Source organism: Polaribacter huanghezhanensis, from assembly GCF_030444335.1.
Classification (GTDB): Bacteria; Bacteroidota; Bacteroidia; order Flavobacteriales; family Flavobacteriaceae; genus Polaribacter; species Polaribacter huanghezhanensis.
On the sequence record NZ_CP128595.1, the window covers coordinates 629,220 to 652,396 of the forward strand.

The window sequence follows — 23,177 nt, forward strand, 5'->3', positions numbered from 1 at the left end:
CTGCTTTTTTTGTTGAAAAACTTATATTTGCAATAATTAAGAATAAAAATGTACAAAAACAGAATAGCCGTTTTTTTTTCAATCCTATTTCTAACATTTATTATAGCTCCAACTGTAATATCGTTAGTAGATAATTCTGTTGATATTTCATTTATTTATTCAAGTTCTGAAGAAGAATCTAACAACAAACAACTAGAAAAAGTAAAAATTATATTACCTCCTTTTAACATTAGTGATCTTGTTTTTTCTTCTACAAAAAAAGTGAGTGCATTAACACACACCAATAAAAATTATACAAAACCATATTTAAACTTGGTTTTTCCACCTCCAGAGCACTTTTAATTTCAACTTAAAATAACGCTCTATCTTTATCAAGAGTGTAAGAAATTAATTTACAAAATTTATCATTAAATAACCTCAAAATTTTATCTTAGAGGTTAAAATATACATACATTATGTTCAAAAATATTAAAGGCGATCTTTTTGGCGGTATCACAGCCGGAATTGTTGCTTTACCATTAGCATTAGCATTCGGAGTTAGTTCTGGTCTTGGACCAAGTGCTGGATTATACGGAGCTATCTTTTTATCTTTTTTCGCTGCCCTTTTTGGCGGAACAAATACACAAATTTCTGGTCCAACAGCTCCAATGACAGCTGTAAGTATGGTGGTTATTGCTGGAATTATTGCCACAAATGATGGCGATATCTCTAAAGCTTTACCAGCAATTTTAACCGTTTTTTTATTAGCTGGTTTAATGCAAATTGGCTTAGGAGCCTTAGGTATCGGAAAATACATTCGATATATTCCGTACCCTGTAGTTTCTGGTTTTATGACTGCAATTGGAGTGATTATTTTGATTACTCAAATTTTACCTTCTTTAGGGTATTACCCAAAGGAAGATGTAAATTTTGTGAATCAATTTAAGCCTCATGCACAAGAAGTAATTTTAGAAAACATCTTAAAGAAAGAAGCAGGAGAAGGAATTTTAGTCTTAGAAGATTTTAAAGAAACAATTATCCGAGCAGAAAAAATTACTCAAAGTGATATCTTAAAAGAATCTGAAACGTTGGCATCTAAAGAAGCGTCTGGTGTATTGGGAGCAATTAAAGTATTACCAAATGCTTTAAGAAACATTAATATTTTAGAGTTATTATTAGCTTTAGGTACCATCATTATTATATATGGTTTTAAACGAATAACAACAAAAGTTCCAAGTACTTTAGTGGCATTGCTTGTAATGTCTGGAGTTGCAGTTGGTTTTGGTTTAGATTACAGAGCAATAGAAACAATTCCTGGCGGATTTCCAATTCCAAATTTATCCTTATTTACAGAATTTAGTCTTGGTAGTTTAACGCCATATTTCTTTACCGCACTAACGTTAGCGTTATTAGGCGCAATTGATTCTCTTTTAACAAGTGTTGTAGCAGACAATATGACCAAAACCAAACACAAACCAAATAAAGAATTAATTGGACAAGGAATTGGAAATAGTATTGCAGCTGTCTTTGGAGGGATTCCTGGTGCTGGAGCAACGATTAGAACCGTTGTAAACATTAATTCTGGAGGAAAAACAAAACTATCTGGAATGGTAGCCGGAATTATGTTATTAATCATTTTGTTAGGCCTGGGGCCAATTGCATCTAAAATTCCGGCGGCAGTTTTAGCAGGAATCTTAATTACCGTTGGTATTGGCGTGATGGATTACAAAGGGTTAAAAGCAATTCCTAGTTTACCTAGAGATATAAAAGTTGGCCCATTTAAATTAAGTTCGGAAGTGTTAATAATGTTAGTAGTATTATTATTATCTACATTTTGGAACTTAGTATATGCGGTAGGAATCGGGCTGATAATTGCTTCGTTAATGTTTATGAAGAAAATTGGTGACTTAGCAGCAGAACGCTCTGATGTGAAATCGTTAAAAAAAGAAAAAAACTGGGAAGATGAAACTGGTTTTCCTGAAGAATTAAAACAATCTGTTTTTATCAAACACATAAAGGGACCGTTATTTTTTGGAACAACAAGCGATTTTCATAGCTTAGCACAGCAAATTCCAGAAAATGCCTCTTCTGTTATCATTAGACTTGGTAGAATGCAATATATGGATCAATCTGGTTTATATGCGATGGAAGATGTGCTTCAAGAGTTAAGAAATAAAAACATTCAAGTTTTATTTGTAAACTTACTACAGCAACCAAAATACATGATGGAAAGAATTGGGATAATTCCTGAGCTGATAACAAAAGAACACATTTTTAAGTCTTTCTCAGACTGTACAAATTGGATTAAAGAACAACAACAATCAAAAAAATAAATAATATGAATTTACAAAACGTATTTAAAAATAATAAAGAATGGATCAAAAATAAAATAACAACCAACCCAAACTACTTTGATGAGTTAGGAAAAGGTCAAGATCCAGAATTTCTATACATCGGCTGTTCAGACAGTAGAGTTACCGCAGAAGATTTAATGGGCTTAGGCCCTGGAGAAGTTTTTGTGCACAGAAACATTGCAAATATGGTTACCGGAACAGACTTAAATGCAATGTCTGTGGTAGAATATGCAGTTGTACATTTAAAGGTAAAACACATTGTAGTTTGTGGTCATTATGCTTGTGGTGGTGTTAAAGCCGCTATGCAATCTCAAGATTTAGGAATTCTAAATCCGTGGTTGCGTAATATTAGAGATGTATATAGAATTCATAGAGAAGAACTTAACGCAATTACAAGTGAAGATAAAAAATACGATAAACTTGTAGAGTTAAATGTACAAGAACAATGTATTAATTTAATTAAAACAGCCGCGGTTCAAAAAGCTATTAGAGAAAGAGATTTAAAAGTTCATGGATGGGTTTTTGATATTCATTCTGGAAAGTTAATCGATTTAAAAATTGATTTTAATAACATTCTAGAATCTATCAGAGAAATATATCATTTAGATTAAACAGATTTATATTTTCAATAAAAAAGGCTTGCAATTGCAAGCCTTTTTTTATACTACTTTTTTTATAATATCATCAATTACATCTTCGTCAACTCCATTTTCTCTTACAATTGATGGAAAAATTGTTGGTGCAATCCTTTTTACGGGTTTGTATAAAATCGATTCTTCTAAAGTTTCTTTATCAACAAGTGTGATTGAAGAGTTCATTCTATCAAAAAAGATAAAAACAACACTCAATAACAAGCCCATTTTTACCAAACCAAAAACACCACCAAAAATTTTATTTACGATTCCTAAAGCTGCTAAATCTGCTAGTTTTGTTAAAAATTTCCCTATCAAACTCACAACAACAAGTATCAAAATAAAAGTAATTGCAAATGCTGCTAAAGAAATTTGTTTTTCTGACCAAGAAACACTTTCCTTTAAAAAATCTCCAACGAAATACGAAAAATGAATGGATCCCCAAATACCACCAATTAAGCCAACCAAAGAAGCAACTTCTATAAAAAACCCTTTCATTAAACCTCTTGCAAATCCAAATACTAGGAATACGGCAATTACAATATCAAAAACATTCATGCTACTCTATTTTGGTTATCTGCGCTAACTTACTAAAAAAGAACCAAAAATATTATAGATAGTATGTATCTTTGTTGCTTAGCTAAAATTTTATGACAGAAATTACTACTTTAAAAGAAAAATGGAATTTGTTAGTTGAGAATTTATCAACGCAATTTGCTGATGGAGACCCCTTAGATATCGATGCAATTATTTATTTAATTGGCATTCAAGAATTAGGACAAGGACACCGAAAATTTAAGAAAGACGAAAAAATAAACTTAATGCATATTGCCATTTGCAAATTGTTAGAACCTTATGGTTATTACGAATTTGAGTTTTTTGATAATGATGGCTGGCCACATTACAAAACCACAAATCAATTGCCAAATTTAAAACCTGGCGAACAATCAGTATTGATGAAAGAAGCCATTGTTTCGTATTTTGAGGGATTAGATTTTTTTAAGTAACAGATAGTTTTCGAATCATAACCGATAACAATTTTGGAATAAAGCGTTTTGCATAAACGCCTAATTTTTCTTTAAATCCCGCAATATAAACTTCTTCTTTTTTTGCATCAATTGCTTTTGCCATCAATTTTGCAAATCGATTTGGATCAATTCCGTTTTGCGTAGCAACATCCATTTTATTTTGCGCAGTGCCATCGCCAGTTAAAGCATTTATAGAAACATTGGTATTTACAAAACCAGGACAAACCAATGTAACTGAAATATTATTTTTGTGATTTTCTGCTCGTAAACTATCAAAAAAACCATGTAGTGCATGTTTAGAAGCTGCGTAACTTGAACGCAAAGGGGTTCCTATTTTACCAACAATACTTGTCGTTACAACAAATTGTCCGTTTTTATTTTCTATAAAATGCGGCAATACTGCTTTTGTTAACGCAACAGTTCCTAAATAATTGATGTCCATAATTCGTTTATCAACTTCAATTGCCGTTTCGATTGCTAAAGAACGCTGACTAATTCCGCCATTATTTACCAAAACATCAACTCTTCCAAACCAATTTATAGCTTCAGTTACTTTATCATTAAAATTAGAATAATCTTCTAAATCTAACGGTAAAATTTTAATCATTTCTGAGTTATCACACTCTTGTTTTACGTCCAATAATTTCTCTTCGTTCCTTGCTGATAAAATGAGTTTTGTCTCTAATTTAGAGAGCTGTATTGCCAATGCCTTTCCGATTCCGGATGATGCTCCGGTGATCCAAACAACTTTATTTGTGAAATTCATGTTAATAATTTTAAAGCAATGTAATTATTTTAAGTTATAAATAGTAATTTTGGAACGCTTCTTGAAATTTCTCAAGAAATTAAATCACATTTAATGAAAAAATTATTTTTACTACTCGCACTCGTTTCATTTAGTTTACAAGCACAATATAAAATTAGCGGAGAAATGAATCCGGCCGGAAAATATACTTGGGCTATTTTATATAAAATTGAAGGAGCAAGACAAGTATTTGTAAAAAGCGGAAAAATTGCAGACGGAAAATTTTCTCTTGAATTGCCAATAAATGCAAAGCCTGGAGCATATAGAGTAAATTACAAAACAGAAGGTAATGGGTTTGTAGATTTTTTATTTAACAAAGAAGATGTTGCTTTTACATTTGATCCTGAAAAAGCTGAAAAAACCATTCGTTTTTCTAAATCTACCGAAAATAAATTATACCAAGAATACATTCATACTGTTTCTACTCAACAATTTAAAACCGATTCGCTACAAATTGCTTATTTAAAAAATCCATTAGCAAAAACGGCTAGTTTATACGAAACTCAATTGGCAAAAATTACTGCTTTACAAAAGCAATACTTGGCAAAATCTGAAGGTAAAATGGTCTATGATTTTATAAAAGCAACCAACAGGTATAATAATCCAGTGATTGCAAAAGACCCGCAAGAATATTTAAAATCTATCAACAACCACTTTTTTGATACGATAGACTTTAACAATCAAACATTATATAATTCTGCTTTTTTGGTTGATAGAATTATAGATTATGTCTTTTACATGAACTATTCCGACGATCCAACCAAGCAAAGAGAATTGTATGATACTGCAGTAAAGAGGGTCTTAGAAAAAGCAAAAACTCAAACGTTTAAGAAAGATATTATTGAGTATTTAATTACGCAGTTTGTAAATGCTAGCAATATTGATTTTGCAGATTATGTATTAAATTCTTATTATAAAAAACTGCCAGCAAACATTCAAAGTACTGAATTTACTGTTAATTATTTAGAGAAAACAGTAGTAGCAGTTGGTAGAATTGCACCAGAAATTAGTTGGAGCGAAAACGGAAAAAACTACAAACTTTCTACTATTAACGATGCATCTAATTATGTGTTGGTTTTTTGGAGTACAGGTTGCGGGCATTGTTTAAGAGAAATTCCGCAATTGTATGCGTTTACCAAAGACATTAAAAAATCAAAAGTAATTGCTTTTGCTATGGAAAACAACGATAAAGAATGGAAAAAAATGAAACAAACCTTTGTTGGCTGGCATCATGTTTTAGGCTTAAAAAAATGGGAGAACCCAATTGCAAGAACCTATCAAATTTATGCAACACCAACTTATATTGTGTTAGATAAAAACAAAAAAATTATAGCAAAACCAAATACGTTAGAAGAGCTTAAAAAAGTTATCACATATTTAGAGTAAGATGTTAAAAATGCAAAAAAGCATCTTTTAAATGTTCTATTTCAAAGGCGTTCTTTTGTTTTACAATTGCAATAATATCAAACCGAACCTCTACATCTAAATCGTTTTCTACAACAAAATTATCCATCGCAGAAACTAGTAATTTTATTTTTTTAGGATTGATAAAATCCTGCGGATTTCCAAAATCTATAGAAGAACGCGTCTTTACTTCAACTGCTGCTAGAATGTTTTCTTTTTGTGTAATAATGTCAACTTCAGCTTTTAAAAATCGATAATTACGAGCAATGATTTTGTAGTTATTTTGCAATAAATAATCTACTGCTAATTGCTCTCCTTTTATGCCAAGTTCGTTATGCTCTGCCATTCTTTACTCATTAAAAACTACAGTAGAGATTCCGTCTCTGGTTACATTTAGCTCTATCGTTCTTCCCAAAATTAACGCTCTATTATCTGGCTCATGTCCTGCAGGAAAATGAAACAATACTGGGAAATCGTATTCGGAAACCACATCTAAAATTAATTGTTCAATAGAACTTCCCCATACTGTAGTATTGGTTTTTATTTTAGAAATATCTCCAACAATAATTCCTTTACAATGTTTAAAAAAACCAGCTCGTTTTAAACTTTGTAACATTCTATCCATGCTATATTTATATTCGCCCACTTCTTCAATAAATAAAATCTTACCCTCCGCATTCATCTGACTTTTAGAACCCAACATCGAGGCTAACAATGAAAGATTTCCGCCAATCAATTCTCCTTTTGCAGTTCCTTCTCTATTCTCTTTTACCGAAACCAAACTGTAACTTAATTTTTCTCCAAAAATTACTTTTTTAAATGTTTTTATTGTTTCTACAATTTCTTCAGGATCATCACCTAAACTTGTACCCATCATCGCATGAATTGTTTCATAACCCAAAGTATTTAAATGAGAATGCAAAGCGGTAATATCAGAATATCCTATTATCCATTTAGGACTTTCTTTAAACTTTGTAAAATCCAATTTGTCTAAAATTCGAACCGTTCCGTAACCGCCACGACCTGCCCAAATGGCTTTTATATTTGGGTTGTCCATTGCTTTTTGAAAGTCTTCTGTTCTTTCATCATCCGTTGCAGAAAAATGACCAGCAGTATCAAACAAATGTTTTCCATAAACAACATGTAAACCCCAACTTTCTGCCAATTCTTTAGCTTTATCAATTACATCTTTTCGGTCAGTTAAAATTCCTGCTGGAGCAACAATAGCAATGGTATCTCCTTGTTGTAAATAGGGTGGAGATATTAAATTAGAACTTGTGATTTCTTGTGCTTGAACTTGATTGTGAGAGATAAATAATGATATAAATACAATCAATAAGAATTTCGTTGTCTTCATAAAAATGGTTTTTGTAAATGTATCTATTTTTGCTGGCTTAAAAAAATGAGTTTTCGTTGCTTTTCCGTACTTTTGCATTTCAAAAACTTGTCTAAAACGGGTTTTTAAACAAAATCAATAAAATAGAAATGAATACTCCAAAAAGATATACAATTACTGCTGCATTGCCTTACACAAACGGACCTGTACATATTGGTCATTTGGCTGGTGTTTATGTTCCTGCAGATATTTATGCGCGTTATTTACGTTTAAGAGGTGAAGATGTTGTTTTTGTTTGTGGTTCAGATGAACACGGAGTACCCATTACCATCAAAGCAAAAAAAGAAGGAATTACACCACAACAAGTAGTTGATAAATACCACGAAATTATTAAAGCTTCGTTTGCTGATTTCGGAATTTCTTTTGATAATTACTCAAGAACTTCAGCTGAAATTCATCATAAAACAGCTTCTGATTTTTTTACAAAATTGTATAATGATGGTGAATTTATTGAAGAAGTTACAGAACAATTATACGATGCAGAAGCAAATCAATATTTAGCAGACAGATTTGTAGTTGGAACCTGCCCAAAATGTGGCAATGAAGAAAGTTATGGCGATCAATGTGAAAGTTGTGGAACAAGTCATAACGCAACAGACTTAATCAATCCAAAATCTGCAATTACAGGAAATGTTCCTACTTTAAAAGAAACCAAACACTGGTTTTTACCTTTAGATAAACACGAAGCTTTTTTAAAGGAATGGATTTTAGAAGGACATAAAAATGATTGGAAACCCAATGTTTTAGGACAAGTAAAATCTTGGATTGACGACGGTTTGCGACCAAGAGCGGTAACTCGTGATTTAGATTGGGGAATTCCTGTTCCGATTGAAGGAGCAGAAGGAAAAGTATTATACGTTTGGTTTGATGCACCGATTGGATACATTTCTGCAACCAAAGAATGGGCAAAAGAAAACAATAAAAATTGGGAAGATTATTGGAAAAAAGACGACACCAAATTGGTGCATTTTATAGGAAAAGATAACATTGTTTTTCACTGTATTATTTTTCCTGCAATGTTAAAAGCACATGGAAATTATGTGATGCCAGAAAACGTTCCTGCCAACGAGTTTTTAAACTTAGAAGGAAATAAGTTGTCAACTTCTAAAAACTGGGCGGTTTGGTTGCACGAATATTTACAAGATTTTCCAGAAAAACAAGATGTGTTGCGTTATGCATTAACAGCAACTGCACCAGAAACAAAAGACACCGATTTTACTTGGAAAGATTTTCAGGCAAGAAACAACAACGAATTAGTTGCCATTTTTGGTAATTTCATTAATCGAGTGGTTGTTTTAACAAATAAATATTATAGTGGAATTGTTCCTCAAGCAGGAGAATTTTCTGACGTTGACGAAGAAACTTTAGCCACTTTAAAAGAGTTTCCCAATGTGATTTCAAGATCTATTGAACGTTATCGTTTTAGAGAAGCGTCTCAAGAATTGATGAATTTAGCGCGTTTAGGAAATAAATATTTGGCTGATGAAGAGCCTTGGAAAGTAATCAAAGTTGATGAAGAACGCGTAAAAACCATTATGAATGTTGCCTTACAAATTGCTGCTGCTTTAGCCGTTTTATCAGAACCTTTTTTACCATTTACTTCTAATAAATTGAAAAATATGTTGAATGTCAGTTCGAGCGCAGTCGAGAACTCTTTGAGTTGGGACGATATTTCATCCAAAGAAATATTATTGCCAGCAAATCATCAAATTAATAAAGCAGCATTGTTATTTGCTAAAATTGAAGACGAAGAAATTACAGCGCAATTAGAAAAATTACAAGCCACAAAAACGGCGAACGAAAATGCTAACAAAACGGTAGAACCTCAAAAAGAAACCATAGAATTTGACGATTTCACCAAGTTAGATATTCGTGTTGGAACTATTTTAGAAGCAACAAAGGTTCCAAAAACTAAAAAACTACTACAACTAAAAGTAGATGTTGGTATTGATGTTAGAACCATCGTTTCTGGAATTGCAGAAAGTTTTAATCCTGAAGATATTATTGGGCAACAAGTAACTGTTTTATGTAATTTAGCACCAAGAACTTTACGCGGAGTTGAAAGTCAAGGAATGATTTTAATGACGGATACACCAAACGGAAAACTAGCTTTTGTAGAACCTGCTGAAGAAATTAAAAATGGTGGACAAGTAAGTTAATGACTTAAAGTTGTTGCTTTTTTTCGTATAATTTCTCCGATTGTTTTGTTTTTAATTTAGCCTTTCGCTATTTAGGAAACTTCTCTTTTATTTTATCCAAACATAAATAATGAATACTTCCAATATGTGTATGCTTTTTTGATGTATCTGGCACGTAAGTTCCGTTTTCAACTTTTGCCCCAATTTCTCTATAGGAATCTCTATAGGTCATTCCGTTTTCTACTAAGGTATTCATATTATCAACTGTAAATAAGAATTGATACTTCTCGTCATTCGGATTCACTTCTTTGACAATAATTTGTTTGATCGCGAAATCGAAAATCTCTAAAATACTTTTTACTTCTTCAAAAGCAGCAATCATATTTTCTTTTAACAACTGAAAATCTCTGTGATAACCACTCGGTAAATTATTGGTAATTAAAATCATTTCTGATTGTAAAGCTTGTATTTTATTACATTTCCCTCTGATCAATTCAAACACATCTGGATTTTTCTTGTGAGGCATAATACTACTTCCAGTCGTTAACTCATCAGGAAAAGAAATAAAACCAAAATTCTGACTCATATACAAACAAATATCCATTGAAAAACGCGCCAACGTATTGCACAATCCACCCAAAGCAGCGGCAATAGTTCGTTCGCTTTTTCCTCTGCTCATTTGAGCTGCAACCACATTGTATTTTAGTGTTGAAAAATTCAATTCTTGTGTTGTAAATGCCCTATCTATTGGAAACGAACTTCCGTATCCAGCAGCAGATCCTAAAGGATTTTGATCAACAACTTTGTAAGCTGCCTCTAATAAATACACATCATCTATCAATACTTCTGCATAGGCAGAAAACCACAACCCGAAAGAAGACGGCATGGCAACTTGCAAATGTGTATATCCTGGCAATAAATCTTTTTTATACATTTCTGACAAGTTTAATAAGGTATCAAATAAGGTGTTTATCTGCTGAATTACATCAGAAATATTTTGCTTGTAATATAAATGCAATGCTACCAAAACCTGATCATTTCTAGAACGTGCAGTATGAATTTTCTTTCCAACATCTCCATATTTTTTCGTCAATTCAAATTCGATTTTAGAATGTACATCTTCAAAATCCTCTTCAATTACAAATGTGTTGTTTTTAATTTGTTGTTGCAATTCTTCCAATCCTTCTACCAATTGTTGTAATTCTTCTAAGTTGATAATCTCAATTTTATGCAACATTTTAGCATGTGCTAAAGAAGCTTGCACATCATATTTTGCAATATGTAAATCAATTTCTCTATCGTTTCCAACAGTAAATTGTTCTATTTTTTTGTCAATTGTAATTCCTTTGTCCCAAAGTTTCATGTGATACTATTTTTTCTAAAAGTTGAATATAAATTTTAATGCCTTCTTCAATTTCTTTGATGTAAATAAATTCATCTGCAGAATGAGATCGCGTACTATCTCCAGGCCCTAATTTTAAAGACGGACAGCTTAAGACTGATTGATCTGATAAAGTTGGAGAGCCGTAAGTTTCTCTTCCTAAAGAAATTCCTGCTTGTACCAATTCGTGTTCTAGAGGAATTGATGATGAATTTAGCTTAATCCCTCTTGGAGTAATGCTATCACACGGCGATTCTTCTTGTAAAATAGCTACAATTTCTTGATTAGAATACTTATCATTTACACGAACATCAACCACTAATTTTACTTCAGAAGGAACGGCATTGTGCTGTTTTCCAGCATTGATTTGTGTTACCGTCATCTTTACATCTCCTAAAGTTTTCGAAGTTTTTTTAAACTGATATTCTTGAAACCATTGCAACACTTCAATACAGTTATAAATCGCATTGTTTGCATTTGGATGTGCTGCATGACTAGGAGTTCCTTTTACCATAGCATCAAAAACAACCAATCCTTTTTCTGCAATTGCTAAATTCATTAATGTGGGTTCGCCAACAATTGCTACATCAATTTTAGGAATGACCGACAACATGCTGTGTAAACCATTTTCTCCGCTCGTTTCTTCTTCTGCCGAAGCAACTAGTACCAAATTGTATTTCAAATTTTTTTGCTGGTAAAAATGTGTAAATGTTGCCATTAATGAAACCAAACACCCGCCTGCATCGTTACTTCCTAAACCGTATAACTTTCCGTCTTCTACAATCGCTGTAAACGGGTTTTTAGTATAGCCATTATTTGGTTTTACTGTATCGTGATGAGAATTTAACAACAAGGTTGGTTTGTTGTTGTCAAAATACTTATTGACTGCCCAAACGTTGTTTTTCGTCCTTTGAAAAGCAATGTCGTGCGTTTGAAACCATTGCTCAATATAAGCTGCTGTTTGTTCTTCTTCGGATGAAAAAGAAGGTGTTTCAATTAAGTTTTTTAACAACTCAATAGCTTCTTTTGTTATTTTTTTGTGTGCTTGCATTAGGGTTGAATTGTTGTGTATTTTACATTTGGGTTGAATAACATTTCAGAAGTTCCGACATGTATTTTAAAAACTTGATTATTGAGTGCATGAAAACAATTGTTTAATTTCGGAAGCATTCCGTCAAAGATTAATTGAGCATCTAACAATTCTTTATACGTATTTGAATTGATGTTTTCTACAACCGAGTTTTCGTCATTTATATCTAAAAGAACTCCGTTTTTATCAAAACAATAATACAGTTCTGTTTGATGTTTTTGTGCAAAAGCAATCGCTAATTCTGCAGCTATTGTATCTGCATTGGTGTTTAGCAACTGCCCTTTCTTATCATGCGTAATTGCACAAAAAACTGGCGTAATATTGTTTTCTAACAACATTTCTAACAGTTCTATATTTACTTGTGTTACATCGCCTACAAAACCATAATCTATTTCTTTTATAGGTCTTTTTACAGAAGTAATTGTATTGCCATCTGCTCCTGTAAACCCAATAGCATTACACTTATTTTTTTGTAATGCTACTACAATGTTTTTATTGATTTTCCCCGCATACACCATCGTAATAATGTCTAAATTTTCAGCATTCGTTATTCTTCTTCCAACAACCATTTCTGTAGTGACATTTAGTTGTTTTGCTAATTTTGTCGCTAATTTCCCTCCACCATGCACCAATATTTTCGGTCCTTTTATTTGAGAGAAATTAATTAGAAATTCCTGTAAAGCAGCACTATCGTCAATACTATTTCCTCCAATTTTGATCACTTTTATAGCTTCCATAATTACAGGTTTTCTAAGATTTTTTTTAGCACGATTTGTGCTGCAAAAGTTCTGTTATTTGCTTGATGAATCACTACAGATTGTTCGCTGTCTAAAACTGCATCTTCTACTACAACATTTCTTCTAACCGGCAAACAATGCATAAATTTTGCCGTACTTAATTTCTCTTTTGTCAGCATCCATTCAGAATCTTGCGAAACCACTTTTCCGTAATCCAAATAGTTACTCCAGTTTTTCACATACACAAAATCTGCCTTTTTTAAAGCCTCTTCCTGATTGTGATTTATTAGAATATTTTTAGTGATTTCTGAATCCAATTCATATCCTTTTGGATGCGTAATTGAGAAATCTACATCAATTTGTTGCATCATTTTTACAAAAGAATTTGCCACTGCATGTGGTAATGCTTTAGGATGTGGCGCCCAAGACAACACCACTTTTGGTTTTGACGTTGTTTTTAACTCTTCAATAGTCATTGCATCGGTCAATGCTTGTAACGGATGTGCTATTGAACTTTCCATATTTACAATGGGTACTGAAGCGTATTTCACAAAGCTATTCAATACAAGTTCTGAAGCATCTTTTTGTTTATCTTTTAATGTAGAAAATGCTCTTAACGCAATTATATCAGCATATTGAGAGATTACCTGCGCTGCTTCTTTTACATGCTCTGAAGTGTCCAAATTCATGATTGTTCCGTCTTCAAATTCTAAATTCCACGCATCGTTTACATTTAAAATTACAACATCCATTCCTAAGTTTTTTGCTGCTTTTTCTGTGCTCAATCGTGTTCTTAAACTCGAATTAAAAAACAACATCACTAAGGTTTTGTTTTTTCCTAATTTCTCAAATTGAAATGGATCTTTTTTTAATGCTATTGCTGCTTCTATTGTTTTAGAAACATTCTCTATGTCTGATATGTCTATATATTTTTTCATATTGATAATTCTTTTTTTAATGCGTCAAACAACACATTTAGATGTTCTTTTTTAATCGTTAATGGAGGAAGAATTCTCAATAAATTAGGGTTTTTTGAGCTTCCTGTAAAAATGTGATGTTTAAAAATTAAGTTTTTTCTTAGTTCTGCTATCGGAAAACCAAACTCCAACCCTAACATTAAACCTCTTCCCTTTACTTTTTTTATCTGCGGAATTGATTTTGATTTCTCTATAAAATAATCAGAAATATCTTTTACATTTTGTAGTAAATCCTCCTTTTTAATAACTTCTAAAACGGATATTGAAGCTGCACAAGCCAAATGATTTCCACCAAACGTTGTACCTAATAAACCAAATGAAGCTTCAATATTTGGGTGAATTAAAATTCCGCCAATCGGAAATCCATTTCCCATTCCTTTTGCCATAGAAATAATATCTGGAGTGATTCCATGTTTTTGAAAAGCAAAGAAATCTCCAGTTCTCCCAAAACCTGATTGTACTTCGTCTACAATAAATAATGTATGGTGTTTTTTACATAGCATTTCTAACCCTTTATAAAATTCGGTTGTGCTTTCATCCAATCCTCCAACCCCTTGAATACACTCAATAATCACAGCACAAACAGTGCTTTTTTGCAATGCTTTTTCTACGGATTCCAAATCGCCCAATTCAAAAAAATCAACATCATGTTGTGCGTTTATTGGCGCAACAATTTTTGCATTATCTGTTGCTGCAACCGTTGCAGATGTTCTTCCATGAAAAGAGTTTGAAAAAGCAATGACTTTCTTTTTATTGGTATGAAATGAGGCTAATTTTAATGCATTCTCATTGGCTTCTGCTCCAGAATTACACAAAAACAGTTGATACTCTTTACACTGAGATTGTTCAATTAATTCTGCTGCCAATTTTACTTGCAACGGATTTTGAATTGAATTGCTATAAAACCCCAACTTACCAACTTGCTCACACATGTTTTTTACATATGTCGGGTGTGAATGTCCGATAGAAATTACAGCATGGCCGCCATATAAATCTAAATATTCTGTTCCATTTTCATCATACACAAAAACATCTTTTGCGCTTACGGGCGTAATATCAAATAGCGGGTATACGTTAAATAAACTCATAATTCTACAGTTAAAAAAAGTTAGCTTTTAAGTTCAATCCTTCCGTTTCTTCAAATCCAAACATTAAATTCATGTTTTGAATAGCTTGTCCAGAAGCCCCCTTTAATAAGTTATCAATAATGCTTGTTATTAATAACTTATTACCATGTTTATGCAAATGAATAAAGCACTTATTGGTGTTTACCACTTGTTTTAGGTGTAATTCATTTTCAGAAATAAAAGTGAATTTCGCCTCTTTAAAAAACGTTTTATACATCTCTTTTGCCGCTTCTAAAGTCCCTTCAAAATTGGTGTAAGCTGTCGCAAAAATTCCTCTAGAAAAATCTCCTCTGTTAGGTATCAGAATAATTTCTGAATCGAAATTGTTTTGTAACATTTTTACAGATTCATTAATTTCTCCTAGGTGCTGATGCGTAAATGGTTTGTAGTGTGAAAAATTATTATCTCTCCATGTAAAATGTGTGGTTGCAGATAAAGAAGTTCCTGCGCCAGTTGCACCGGTTACAGCATTAACATGTACATTTTCATGTAACAAATTAGCATTTGCCAAAGGCAATAGCGCTAACTGAATTGCTGTTGCAAAACATCCTGGATTGGCAACATAATTTGCCGATTGAATTTTCGCTTTTTGTAATTCTGCCAAACCATATACAAACTGCTTCCCTTGAAAAACCTGATCTTTCTCTAATCTAAAATCATTTCCTAAATCAATAATTTTTGTACTTTCAGAAAACGTATTTTCTTCCAAAAAGGTTTTTGAATTTCCATGCCCTAAACATAAAAAAAGCACATCTATTTTTGAATTGATTTCACCCGTGAATTTTAAAGCAGTAGCCCCCACTAAATCCTGATGAATATGACTGATGTTATTTCCTGCGTTTGATGTACTGTACACAAAATTGATAACTGCTTTATTGTGATGCAACAACAATCTTATCAACTCTCCTGCCGTATAACCAGCGCCTCCAATAATTCCTACTTGTATCATTTTTAAGAATTTATTTGTTGAAATATTTTGTTTTGATTTCCTAGAATTTTAATAAACCCTTTAGCCTCATCAGCCGTCCAACCTTTATTCTCTTCTCCATAACTACCAAATTTTGCATTCATTAAATCGTGTTTAGAAGAAATTCCATCCAACGTAAAATGATAGGGTTTTAATGTCACAAAAACATCTCCAGAAACGTGTGTTTGACTACTTTCAAGAAACGCTTCAATGTTTCTCATTACAGGATCTAAATACTGACCCTCATGCAAATGCATTCCGTAAAAACTAGACAAATATTCTTTGTGTTGTAATTGCCATTTTGTAAGTGTATGTTTTTCTAATAAATGATGTGCCTTGATAATAATTAATGCTGCAGCTGCTTCAAAACCAACTCTCCCTTTTATACCAACAATGGTATCTCCCACATGAATATCCCTTCCAATTCCGAATGCAGAAGCCATGTTATTTAAGGTTTCAATGGCTTCAACTTGATTTATTTTTTCATCATTTATAGCCAGTAATTCTCCTGTTACAAAAGTGAGTTTTACTTTTTCTTCTCCTGTTTTTTCTACTTGTGATGGATACGCGTTTTCTGGCAATGGTTTTACTGAGGTTAAAGTTTCTTCACCTCCAACACTTGTCCCCCACAATCCTTTATTAATAGAGTATTTTGCCTTTTCCCAAAACATATCAACTCCGTTTTCTTTCAAATATTCAATTTCTTCTTGTCTAGAAAGCTTTTGATCTCTTATTGGTGTAATAATTTCGATTTCTGGAGCTAATATTTGAAAAATCATATCAAAACGCACTTGATCATTTCCTGCACCAGTACTTCCGTGGGCGATATATTTTGCCCCAATACTTTTAGCATACTTTACAATTTCTATTGCTTGCACAATTCTTTCTGCACTTACAGAAAGTGGATACGTGTTGTTTTTCAACACATTTCCAAAAATTAAATACTTTACTACTGTTGTGTAAAAAGTATGTATTGCATTGATGTTTTTATACGTTGAAACACCCATTTTATATGCATTGCTTTCTATAACCTGAATTTCTTTTGTAGAAAATCCCCCCGTATTTACACTTACGGCATGTACTTCATACCCTGCTTTTGATAAACTTACTGCACAATAAGAGGTGTCTAATCCGCCACTATAAGCGATTACTAATTTTTTCATATTACTTTCTTTCTTTTTTTAGATACATGTTTTCCTTGATCCTTTTTAATCTTTGAAAAACTTTTTCTTTTACCTTGATTTTATTGTTTGTATCTTTTGATGTTGGATCGTACAACATACCTGTGCACAAACACATTTTTTGCTCTGTCCGTTGTAAAACATCATAATTTTTACACGTTTGACAACCGTTCCAAAAAGATTGATCTTCTGTGAGTTCTGAAAATGTTACAGGCTTATATCCTAATTCGCTATTCAGTTTCATCACAGCCAAACCTGTAGTAATTGAGAACACTTTTGCCATCGGAAACTTAGCTCGTGAATGTTCAAAAATTGTTGCTTTTATTTTTTTTGCAAGACCAATTCCTCTGTAATCAGGGTGTACAATTAATCCTGAATTGGCAACAAATTTTCCATGACTCCACGCTTCTATATAACAAAAACCAGCAAACATTTCGCCATCTAACGCTATTACAGCGTTGCCATTTTCTATTTTAGTAATGATATATTCTGGCTTTCGCTTCGCAATTCCAGTACCACGAACCTGAGCTGCTTCGTCAATAGTCTGACAAATAATTTCTGCATATTTACTATGCTGTTGATTGGCAATAACAACTTTCATTGAAATTGATTTTAAAATTGATACTCTAGTTAAAAATGATGTTTTGAAAGGAGAACCGGACACACCTAGGTTCTAAAAATTATGCGCCCAAAGGGCGACGTAAAAAAGTAATACGCGTAAAGTTCCTGTTATTGAAAACAATAACTAAAGGAAATATGAATATGAAAATGAATGTGTACAATGAAAAAAAAATAAAAATTACGTATAAAAGAGATTGCTTAGTTCTATTTTACTTAACAGCGGCGCTGTAAGCGGATAAAACTACTAAAAGCAGTAAAACGTATTTTATTTTTATTTGAAATCATGCTACAAAACTACAATAAATTTTTTATTTAAAAGCAATTAATTTTTATCTTCCATTTTAAAAAAGAAAAAATTTTATTAATGGCTTATAAAATTAGATTTTTTACTCTTTAATAAATCAGACAAAATTTTATCATTGGTTACCGTATCCCTAAAAGCAACTAAAGTTCTGATAGAAAAAGTTCGCAATGCATCGTACACACTTAAAGTGCTTACCGCAGAATCTTTTCTTCCTACAAAAGGCAACACATCCGGACCACGCTGGCATTTTGTATTGATATTTACTCTACAAACCTGGTTAACCAACGAATCGATTAATGGCGCTAAAGTAGTTGGATTGTTACTAAACAAACTTACTTGTTGTCCGTAATTAGAATTTGAAATATAATCTAAAGGCTCTTGAATATTTTTAAAAGAAAGTATCGGAACTACTGGTCCAAATTGTTCTTCGTGATACACTTTCATCGTTTCATTTACGGGATATAAAACAGCAGGATTCACAAAACTTAAGGTGGTTTCTCCGCCATCTTTATTCAGTATTTTTGCTCCTTTTAATTCTGCATCTTCAATTAATTCTTGTATGTAAGCTGGTTTGTTTGGTTCTGGTAAAGGCGTAATATTTACATTTTCTTCCCAAGGCAAACCTCCTTTTAATTTTTGTACTTCTTCTACAAATTTTTGATTGAATTCTGCAACAATATCCTCATGCACAAACAATATTTTTAAAGCGGTACAACGCTGTCCGTTAAAAGCCAACGAACCTAAAATACATTCTTTTATTGCCAAATCTAAATCGCAATCTGGTAAAATAATTCCTGCATTTTTAGCTTCTAATCCCAACACCAAACGCAATCTGTTTTTCTTTGGATGGTATTCTTGTAAAATATTTGCCGATTTACTATTTCCAATCAACGCCAACACATCTACTTTTCCTGATTTTAAAATCGGAGTTGCCAAAGTTCTTCCACTTCCGTAAATGATGTTTACAACCCCTTTTGGAAAACAAGTTTGAAACGCTTTTAATAATGGTGATAATAATAAAATTCCGTGTTTTGTTGGTTTATAAATGGTGGTGTTTCCCATAATTAACGCCGGAATCAACAAACAAAAAGTTTCGTTTAACGGATAATTATATGGACTTAAACATAACACAACTCCTAAAGGAGCTCGGCGAACTTGCGCTAAAATTCCGCTGTGGTTTTTAATTTCAGAATGCTTTTGATCCATTTCTCTTAAAGTAGTAATGGTATCTTTAATATATTCTACAGTTCTATCAAACTCGTTACACGATTCTTCGTAAGGTTTTCCAATTTCCCACATCAACCAGTTCACAACTTCATCTCTGGTTTCCAGCATCATTTTGGCAAAGTTTTCAATACAAACGATGCGTTCTTCAACTTTCATTGTTGGCCATTCTCCTCTTCCTTTATCATACGCATCACAAGCTGATTCTAAAGATTCTAATGCTTCTTTTTCTCCTAAATCAGGGATTATCCCTAATAAAGTTGGTTCTAATTCTCCTGCTTTATTTTCTTGATAAATTGGAGAATAAACCGATGTTGTTGCTCCTTTCCATGCTTTTAATTTGCCATTTACCAAATAAGTGTTTTGATTGTATGGCTTTTGAATGCTGTGTTTCTTTGGGATTGTACTATTTGTAAAAATATTTTTCAATGAAATAATTGCTTAAATTTTATGCAAGTTATATCAAATATTGAAATAAATCAGGTTTATCGTTTATGATTTTCATTTCAAAAATTAAATACAATAAAAATGTTCTTAAAAAGAAAAAAGAGCATCAAAATGATGCTCTTCTCCTTTCATAGCAAGATCCCTTACTGCTTGCTTCCCAACATTAACATTTCGTTACAAACAATTTCTGTGATGTGTTTTTTCGTTCCATCTTTGTCTTCGTAACTTCTAGATGTTAATTTCCCTTCAATAGCAACTTCACTTCCTTTTTGTAAATATTTTTCAATGATTTCGGCTGTTTTGTTCCACGCAACAACATTATGCCATTGTGTGTCTGTTACTTTTTCGCCTTGTGCGTTTTTGTAAGTTTCATTTGTAGCAATAGACATTTTTGCTAATTTTTTACCACTTTCTAAAGTGATAATTTCTGGATTGTTTCCTAAGTTTCCAATCAACTGTACTTTGTTTCTTAACGTACTCATAAGATAAGGTTTTAAACACTTCGCCTTTGCTCAGTGCAAGTTTATAATCATTTTGTCAATTCGTTTTGACATTGCAAAGATGCGTTGACTTCCAAATTTTATTCGGTTTAAAAGCGCTTACTTTCGTATGTAAGCGTTTGTAGTCGTTTGTAAATGTTTTTTTAGTATCTTTATTGGCATCAAAATAAAAAGCAATGGAAACAAAGCAATGTTTAGAATGTGGCGAAAAAATAGTGGGGAGAATTGATAAAAAATTCTGTACAGATTATTGTCGAAACTCCTACAATAACAAGGTAAATACAGAAAGTAAAAACCTAATTAGAAACACCAATAATCGCTTGCGAAAAAACTTTAAAATTTTATCAGAATTAAACATTTCGGGTAAAACAAAAGTGACGAGAACTAAATTATTTGACAAAGGATTTGATTTTCATTTTTTTACATCCATTTACAAAACAAAAACAGGAAACGTGTATTTTTATGTATACGATCAAGGTTATTTGGCGTTAGAAAATGATTATTTCTTATTAATCAGAAGAGAATAAAACGATTATTTAAAAAATTAGTACATTTATAAAAACCATTCAACTAATGAAAAAATACGCTCCGATACTTTCTTTTCTAATCATAATCTCTGTAATTTATTGGAGTTTTGCTGATATGAAACCTTCGTGTTCTGAAAATAAAGTAGTTTCTGAAACTGAATTCTCTATCAACAATGCATTAAAAAATTTAAAAGAAATTTCTAAAACTGCACATTATACAGGTTCAGAAGATCACCTAAAAGTTCAAAATTATATTGTAAACGAACTTGAAAAATTAGGATTACAACCAGAAGTTCAACATCAAGTTGCCATTAATAACAAATGGAGAGCAGCAACAAATACTGCAAATATTATTGCAACTATTAAAGGAAGTGAAACTGGAAAATCGTTGGTGTTGTTAACGCATTACGATTCAAACCCTCATTCTTCTTTAGGCGCAAGTGATGCTGGATCTGGAGTAGTAACTATTTTAGAAAGTGTTAGAGCTTTTTTAGCGCAACATAAAACGCCAAAAAACGACATTCATATTGTAATTACAGACGCAGAAGAACTAGGGCTTTTAGGTGCAAAAGCATTTGTTGATGCACATCCGTTAGCAAAAAATATTGGATTGGTTTTAAATTTTGAAGCTCGTGGAAGTGGTGGACCAAGTTATATGTTGATGGAAACTAACGGTAAAAACAGCAAACTACTCTCTGAGTTTTTAAAAGCAAAACCAAATTATCCGGCAGCAAATTCTTTAATGTATAGCATTTATAAAATGCTTCCAAACGATACAGATTTAACTGTTTTTAGAGAAAACGGAAATATAAACGGATTCAATTTTGCCTTTATTGGAGATCATTTTGATTATCATACAGCACAAGATTCTTACGAAAGATTAGATCGAGAAACCTTGTTGCATCAAGCAGATTATTTAATGACAACTTTAAATTATTTTGCTTTTTCTGATCTTTCAAATTTAGACAGTTCAGCGGATGATGTATACACAAATTTTCCGTTTACAAAATTATTACATTATCCTTTTTCTTGGATTTTACCTTTATTAATTGGCGCAATTATTTTGCTTTTTATATTGCTTTTCTTCGGAATTGCACTCAATAAAATTACTATAAAAGGAATGTTAAAAGGGTTTACTCCTTTTACAATTTCGTTGGTTGCCTGTGTTGGAATTTCAATTTTATTATGGAAAGGGATTTTATTAATTCATCCACAATACAATGATATTTTACACGGATTTACCTACAACGGATATGAATATATTACCGCATTTGTATTGTTAAATTTGTGGTTATTATTTAAAATTTATCGCCCTTTTTTAAAAAATAATACAGGAACAGATTTAGTAATTGCACCAATTATATTTTGGCTAATTATTAATGTACTTATTTTTATCTATTTAAAAGGTGCAGCTTATTTTATCATTCCGGTTTATTTTGCCTTAATCACTTTAGGTGTTTTTATTTTTATTGATAGCAAACGAACTACAAAAATTGCAATTGCAACCATTTTGGCAATTCCAATGCTGTTTATGTTTGCACCGCAAATAAAAATGTTCCCTGTTGGGTTAGGCTTAAAAAACTTGTTTATAAGTGGTTTGTTTTTGGTTTTAATTTTCGGACTCATGATTCCGGTTTTCGCCTCTTATAAATCAAGAAAAACATTGGTGAGGTTAATCGGATTAAGTACTGTTTTATTTTTTGCTTTTGCAACCTATAATAGCGGATTTGATGAAAACAAGAAAAAACCAAATAGTATTGTTTTTATTAGTGATATAGATGCAAACCAATCGTATTGGGCAACATATGATGTAACGCCAGACAATTATACAAAACAGTTTCTAGGAGATCATCCAACCAAAGGAAATTTTACAGGAACAACCTCTAAAAGCAAGTACAATACTTCTTATAAATTTCATAAAAAGACAGAAAATAGAACTATCATTCCGTCAATAATTTCTAAAATAAAAGATACAATTATTGGTGATTTTAGAAACATCTCTTTGGTAATAAAACCTCAACGTGCTTTAAACAAACTAGAGTTAATTGCAAATGCTCCAATTACTTTTAATACAATTAGCGTGCAAGACGTATATTTAGACAAAAAGAATCAATCGGACACTTTTAAGGTAACTAGAGGAACCATTTTAAGTTACTTTTTAACGGCAAAAGATTCAGTTTTAAAAATAGATTTCACCATCAATAAAAATAGCATACCTAATATTAGCTTGGTAGAATCTTCATTTGATTTACAAACAAATCCGTTGTTTAAAATTCAACCAAGAACGAACGAAATGATGCCAATGCCATTTGTAACAAATGATGCTGTAATTACAATCCAGAAATTAAAATTATAACA

22 protein-coding genes are annotated in these 23,177 nt (G+C 32.0%); 8 read left to right on the forward strand and 14 right to left on the reverse strand.

The annotated features are described in order from the left end of the window. Positions 1-48: 48 nt before the first annotated feature. From KCTC32516_RS03075 to KCTC32516_RS03085, 3 genes are all read left to right on the forward strand, one after another. Positions 49-342 (forward strand): hypothetical protein, encoded by a 294-nt coding sequence (locus KCTC32516_RS03075; RefSeq protein WP_301401872.1) that lies wholly within the window; start codon positions 49-51, stop codon positions 340-342. 113 nt (positions 343-455) lie between these two features. After that, positions 456-2,312, forward strand: a complete 1,857-nt coding sequence (locus KCTC32516_RS03080) for a SulP family inorganic anion transporter (RefSeq protein ID WP_301401873.1) — start codon at positions 456-458, stop codon at positions 2,310-2,312. Between the two features lie 5 nt (positions 2,313-2,317). Continuing rightward, a complete protein-coding gene (locus KCTC32516_RS03085; RefSeq protein WP_301401874.1) occupies positions 2,318-2,944 on the forward strand; it encodes a carbonic anhydrase in 627 nt (208 codons plus the stop codon). A 48-nt stretch (positions 2,945-2,992) separates the two neighbouring features. Here the strand turns inward: KCTC32516_RS03085 and KCTC32516_RS03090 are convergent, their stop codons facing one another. Next, positions 2,993-3,523, reverse strand: a complete 531-nt coding sequence (locus KCTC32516_RS03090; RefSeq protein WP_301401875.1) for a CvpA family protein — start codon at positions 3,521-3,523, stop codon at positions 2,993-2,995. Positions 3,524-3,615: 92 nt separating this feature from the next. Between KCTC32516_RS03090 and KCTC32516_RS03095 the strand changes: the two genes are divergently transcribed. Next, the gene (locus KCTC32516_RS03095) at positions 3,616-3,972 is read left to right on the forward strand and encodes a hypothetical protein (RefSeq protein ID WP_301401876.1); all 357 of its coding nucleotides are present in this window, start codon (positions 3,616-3,618) and stop codon (positions 3,970-3,972) included. Here KCTC32516_RS03095 and KCTC32516_RS03100 read toward each other — a convergent pair. Then, positions 3,965-4,759 (reverse strand): SDR family oxidoreductase, encoded by a 795-nt coding sequence (locus KCTC32516_RS03100; protein ID WP_301401877.1) that lies wholly within the window; start codon positions 4,757-4,759, stop codon positions 3,965-3,967. The two genes, KCTC32516_RS03095 and KCTC32516_RS03100, sit on opposite strands and share 8 nt — an antisense overlap. Positions 4,760-4,852: 93 nt before the next feature. Between KCTC32516_RS03100 and KCTC32516_RS03105 the strand changes: the two genes are divergently transcribed. After that, positions 4,853-6,184, forward strand: coding sequence for a TlpA disulfide reductase family protein (locus KCTC32516_RS03105; RefSeq protein ID WP_301401878.1), 1,332 nt, complete (start codon positions 4,853-4,855; stop codon positions 6,182-6,184). A gap of 4 nt (positions 6,185-6,188) precedes the next feature. On the opposite strand, the gene KCTC32516_RS03110 is transcribed toward KCTC32516_RS03105, so the two are convergent. Further along, positions 6,189-6,548, reverse strand: coding sequence for a YraN family protein (locus KCTC32516_RS03110; protein ID WP_301401879.1), 360 nt, complete (start codon positions 6,546-6,548; stop codon positions 6,189-6,191). Positions 6,549-6,551: 3 nt separating this feature from the next. Then, a complete protein-coding gene (locus tag KCTC32516_RS03115; RefSeq protein ID WP_301401880.1) occupies positions 6,552-7,559 on the reverse strand; it encodes a S66 peptidase family protein in 1,008 nt (335 codons plus the stop codon). 128 nt (positions 7,560-7,687) lie between these two features. Here KCTC32516_RS03115 and metG point away from each other — a divergent pair, with 128 nt between their 5' ends. After that, positions 7,688-9,757 carry a methionine--tRNA ligase gene (metG, locus tag KCTC32516_RS03120; protein WP_301401881.1) on the forward strand — a complete coding sequence of 690 codons (2,070 nt, stop codon included), beginning with the start codon at positions 7,688-7,690 and terminating at the stop codon, positions 9,755-9,757. A gap of 67 nt (positions 9,758-9,824) precedes the next feature. On the opposite strand, the gene argH is transcribed toward metG, so the two are convergent. The 10 genes from argH to KCTC32516_RS03170 form a co-directional block, all read right to left on the reverse strand. Beyond that, positions 9,825-11,099, reverse strand: a complete 1,275-nt coding sequence (argH, locus tag KCTC32516_RS03125; RefSeq protein ID WP_301401882.1) for an argininosuccinate lyase — start codon at positions 11,097-11,099, stop codon at positions 9,825-9,827. Further along, positions 11,068-12,168, reverse strand: coding sequence for a M20 family metallo-hydrolase (locus KCTC32516_RS03130; RefSeq protein ID WP_301401883.1), 1,101 nt, complete (start codon positions 12,166-12,168; stop codon positions 11,068-11,070). Before KCTC32516_RS03130 ends, argH begins: the two co-directional genes overlap by 32 nt. Further along, positions 12,168-12,944 carry an acetylglutamate kinase gene (gene argB, locus KCTC32516_RS03135; RefSeq protein ID WP_301401884.1) on the reverse strand — a complete coding sequence of 259 codons (777 nt, stop codon included), beginning with the start codon at positions 12,942-12,944 and terminating at the stop codon, positions 12,168-12,170. Before argB ends, KCTC32516_RS03130 begins: the two co-directional genes overlap by 1 nt. Before the next feature lie 2 nt (positions 12,945-12,946). Further along, the gene (locus tag KCTC32516_RS03140) at positions 12,947-13,882 is read right to left on the reverse strand and encodes a Rossmann-fold NAD(P)-binding domain-containing protein (RefSeq protein WP_301401885.1); all 936 of its coding nucleotides are present in this window, start codon (positions 13,880-13,882) and stop codon (positions 12,947-12,949) included. Next, complete coding sequence (locus KCTC32516_RS03145) at positions 13,879-15,009, reverse strand: aspartate aminotransferase family protein (protein ID WP_301401886.1); 1,131 nt, start codon at positions 15,007-15,009, stop codon at positions 13,879-13,881. Before KCTC32516_RS03145 ends, KCTC32516_RS03140 begins: the two co-directional genes overlap by 4 nt. A gap of 10 nt (positions 15,010-15,019) precedes the next feature. Then, positions 15,020-15,997, reverse strand: coding sequence for an N-acetyl-gamma-glutamyl-phosphate reductase (gene argC, locus KCTC32516_RS03150; RefSeq protein ID WP_301401887.1), 978 nt, complete (start codon positions 15,995-15,997; stop codon positions 15,020-15,022). A 2-nt stretch (positions 15,998-15,999) separates the two neighbouring features. Continuing rightward, complete coding sequence (locus tag KCTC32516_RS03155; RefSeq protein WP_301401888.1) at positions 16,000-17,178, reverse strand: argininosuccinate synthase; 1,179 nt, start codon at positions 17,176-17,178, stop codon at positions 16,000-16,002. A 1-nt stretch (position 17,179) separates the two neighbouring features. After that, complete coding sequence (locus KCTC32516_RS03160) at positions 17,180-17,797, reverse strand: GNAT family N-acetyltransferase (protein ID WP_301401889.1); 618 nt, start codon at positions 17,795-17,797, stop codon at positions 17,180-17,182. Positions 17,798-18,178: 381 nt separating this feature from the next. Next, positions 18,179-19,774 (reverse strand): NADP-dependent glyceraldehyde-3-phosphate dehydrogenase, encoded by a 1,596-nt coding sequence (locus tag KCTC32516_RS03165; protein ID WP_301401890.1) that lies wholly within the window; start codon positions 19,772-19,774, stop codon positions 18,179-18,181. A 161-nt stretch (positions 19,775-19,935) separates the two neighbouring features. Beyond that, entirely contained in the window at positions 19,936-20,274 is a 339-nt protein-coding gene (locus KCTC32516_RS03170; protein WP_301401891.1) for a single-stranded DNA-binding protein, read from the reverse strand. A gap of 194 nt (positions 20,275-20,468) precedes the next feature. On the opposite strand from KCTC32516_RS03170, the gene KCTC32516_RS03175 reads away from it, so the two are divergent. Both KCTC32516_RS03175 and KCTC32516_RS03180 read left to right on the forward strand, forming a co-directional pair. Continuing rightward, on the forward strand, positions 20,469-20,819 hold the full coding sequence (locus KCTC32516_RS03175) for a hypothetical protein (protein WP_301401892.1): 351 nt from the start codon (positions 20,469-20,471) through the stop codon (positions 20,817-20,819). Positions 20,820-20,865: 46 nt separating this feature from the next. Continuing rightward, a complete protein-coding gene (locus KCTC32516_RS03180) occupies positions 20,866-23,175 on the forward strand; it encodes a M20/M25/M40 family metallo-hydrolase (RefSeq protein ID WP_301401893.1) in 2,310 nt (769 codons plus the stop codon). Positions 23,176-23,177 lie beyond the last annotated feature (2 nt).

Bases quoted from the DNA above. Each gene is read 5' to 3' on its own strand.
- KCTC32516_RS03075 (WP_301401872.1), top strand. From the start codon at position 49: ATGTACAAAAACAGAATAGCCGTTTTTTTTTCAATCCTATTTCTAACA.
- KCTC32516_RS03080 (WP_301401873.1), top strand. From the start codon at position 456: ATGTTCAAAAATATTAAAGGCGATCTTTTTGGCGGTATCACAGCCGGA.
- KCTC32516_RS03085 (WP_301401874.1), top strand. From the start codon at position 2,318: ATGAATTTACAAAACGTATTTAAAAATAATAAAGAATGGATCAAAAAT.
- KCTC32516_RS03090 (WP_301401875.1), bottom strand. From the start codon at position 3,523: ATGAATGTTTTTGATATTGTAATTGCCGTATTCCTAGTATTTGGATTT.
- KCTC32516_RS03095 (WP_301401876.1), top strand. From the start codon at position 3,616: ATGACAGAAATTACTACTTTAAAAGAAAAATGGAATTTGTTAGTTGAG.
- KCTC32516_RS03100 (WP_301401877.1), bottom strand. From the start codon at position 4,759: ATGAATTTCACAAATAAAGTTGTTTGGATCACCGGAGCATCATCCGGA.
- KCTC32516_RS03105 (WP_301401878.1), top strand. From the start codon at position 4,853: ATGAAAAAATTATTTTTACTACTCGCACTCGTTTCATTTAGTTTACAA.
- KCTC32516_RS03110 (WP_301401879.1), bottom strand. From the start codon at position 6,548: ATGGCAGAGCATAACGAACTTGGCATAAAAGGAGAGCAATTAGCAGTA.
- KCTC32516_RS03115 (WP_301401880.1), bottom strand. From the start codon at position 7,559: ATGAAGACAACGAAATTCTTATTGATTGTATTTATATCATTATTTATC.
- metG (WP_301401881.1), top strand. From the start codon at position 7,688: ATGAATACTCCAAAAAGATATACAATTACTGCTGCATTGCCTTACACA.
- argH (WP_301401882.1), bottom strand. From the start codon at position 11,099: ATGAAACTTTGGGACAAAGGAATTACAATTGACAAAAAAATAGAACAA.
- KCTC32516_RS03130 (WP_301401883.1), bottom strand. From the start codon at position 12,168: ATGCAAGCACACAAAAAAATAACAAAAGAAGCTATTGAGTTGTTAAAA.
- argB (WP_301401884.1), bottom strand. From the start codon at position 12,944: ATGGAAGCTATAAAAGTGATCAAAATTGGAGGAAATAGTATTGACGAT.
- KCTC32516_RS03140 (WP_301401885.1), bottom strand. From the start codon at position 13,882: ATGAAAAAATATATAGACATATCAGACATAGAGAATGTTTCTAAAACA.
- KCTC32516_RS03145 (WP_301401886.1), bottom strand. From the start codon at position 15,009: ATGAGTTTATTTAACGTATACCCGCTATTTGATATTACGCCCGTAAGC.
- argC (WP_301401887.1), bottom strand. From the start codon at position 15,997: ATGATACAAGTAGGAATTATTGGAGGCGCTGGTTATACGGCAGGAGAG.
- KCTC32516_RS03155 (WP_301401888.1), bottom strand. From the start codon at position 17,178: ATGAAAAAATTAGTAATCGCTTATAGTGGCGGATTAGACACCTCTTAT.
- KCTC32516_RS03160 (WP_301401889.1), bottom strand. From the start codon at position 17,797: ATGAAAGTTGTTATTGCCAATCAACAGCATAGTAAATATGCAGAAATT.
- KCTC32516_RS03170 (WP_301401891.1), bottom strand. From the start codon at position 20,274: ATGAGTACGTTAAGAAACAAAGTACAGTTGATTGGAAACTTAGGAAAC.
- KCTC32516_RS03175 (WP_301401892.1), top strand. From the start codon at position 20,469: ATGGAAACAAAGCAATGTTTAGAATGTGGCGAAAAAATAGTGGGGAGA.
- KCTC32516_RS03180 (WP_301401893.1), top strand. From the start codon at position 20,866: ATGAAAAAATACGCTCCGATACTTTCTTTTCTAATCATAATCTCTGTA.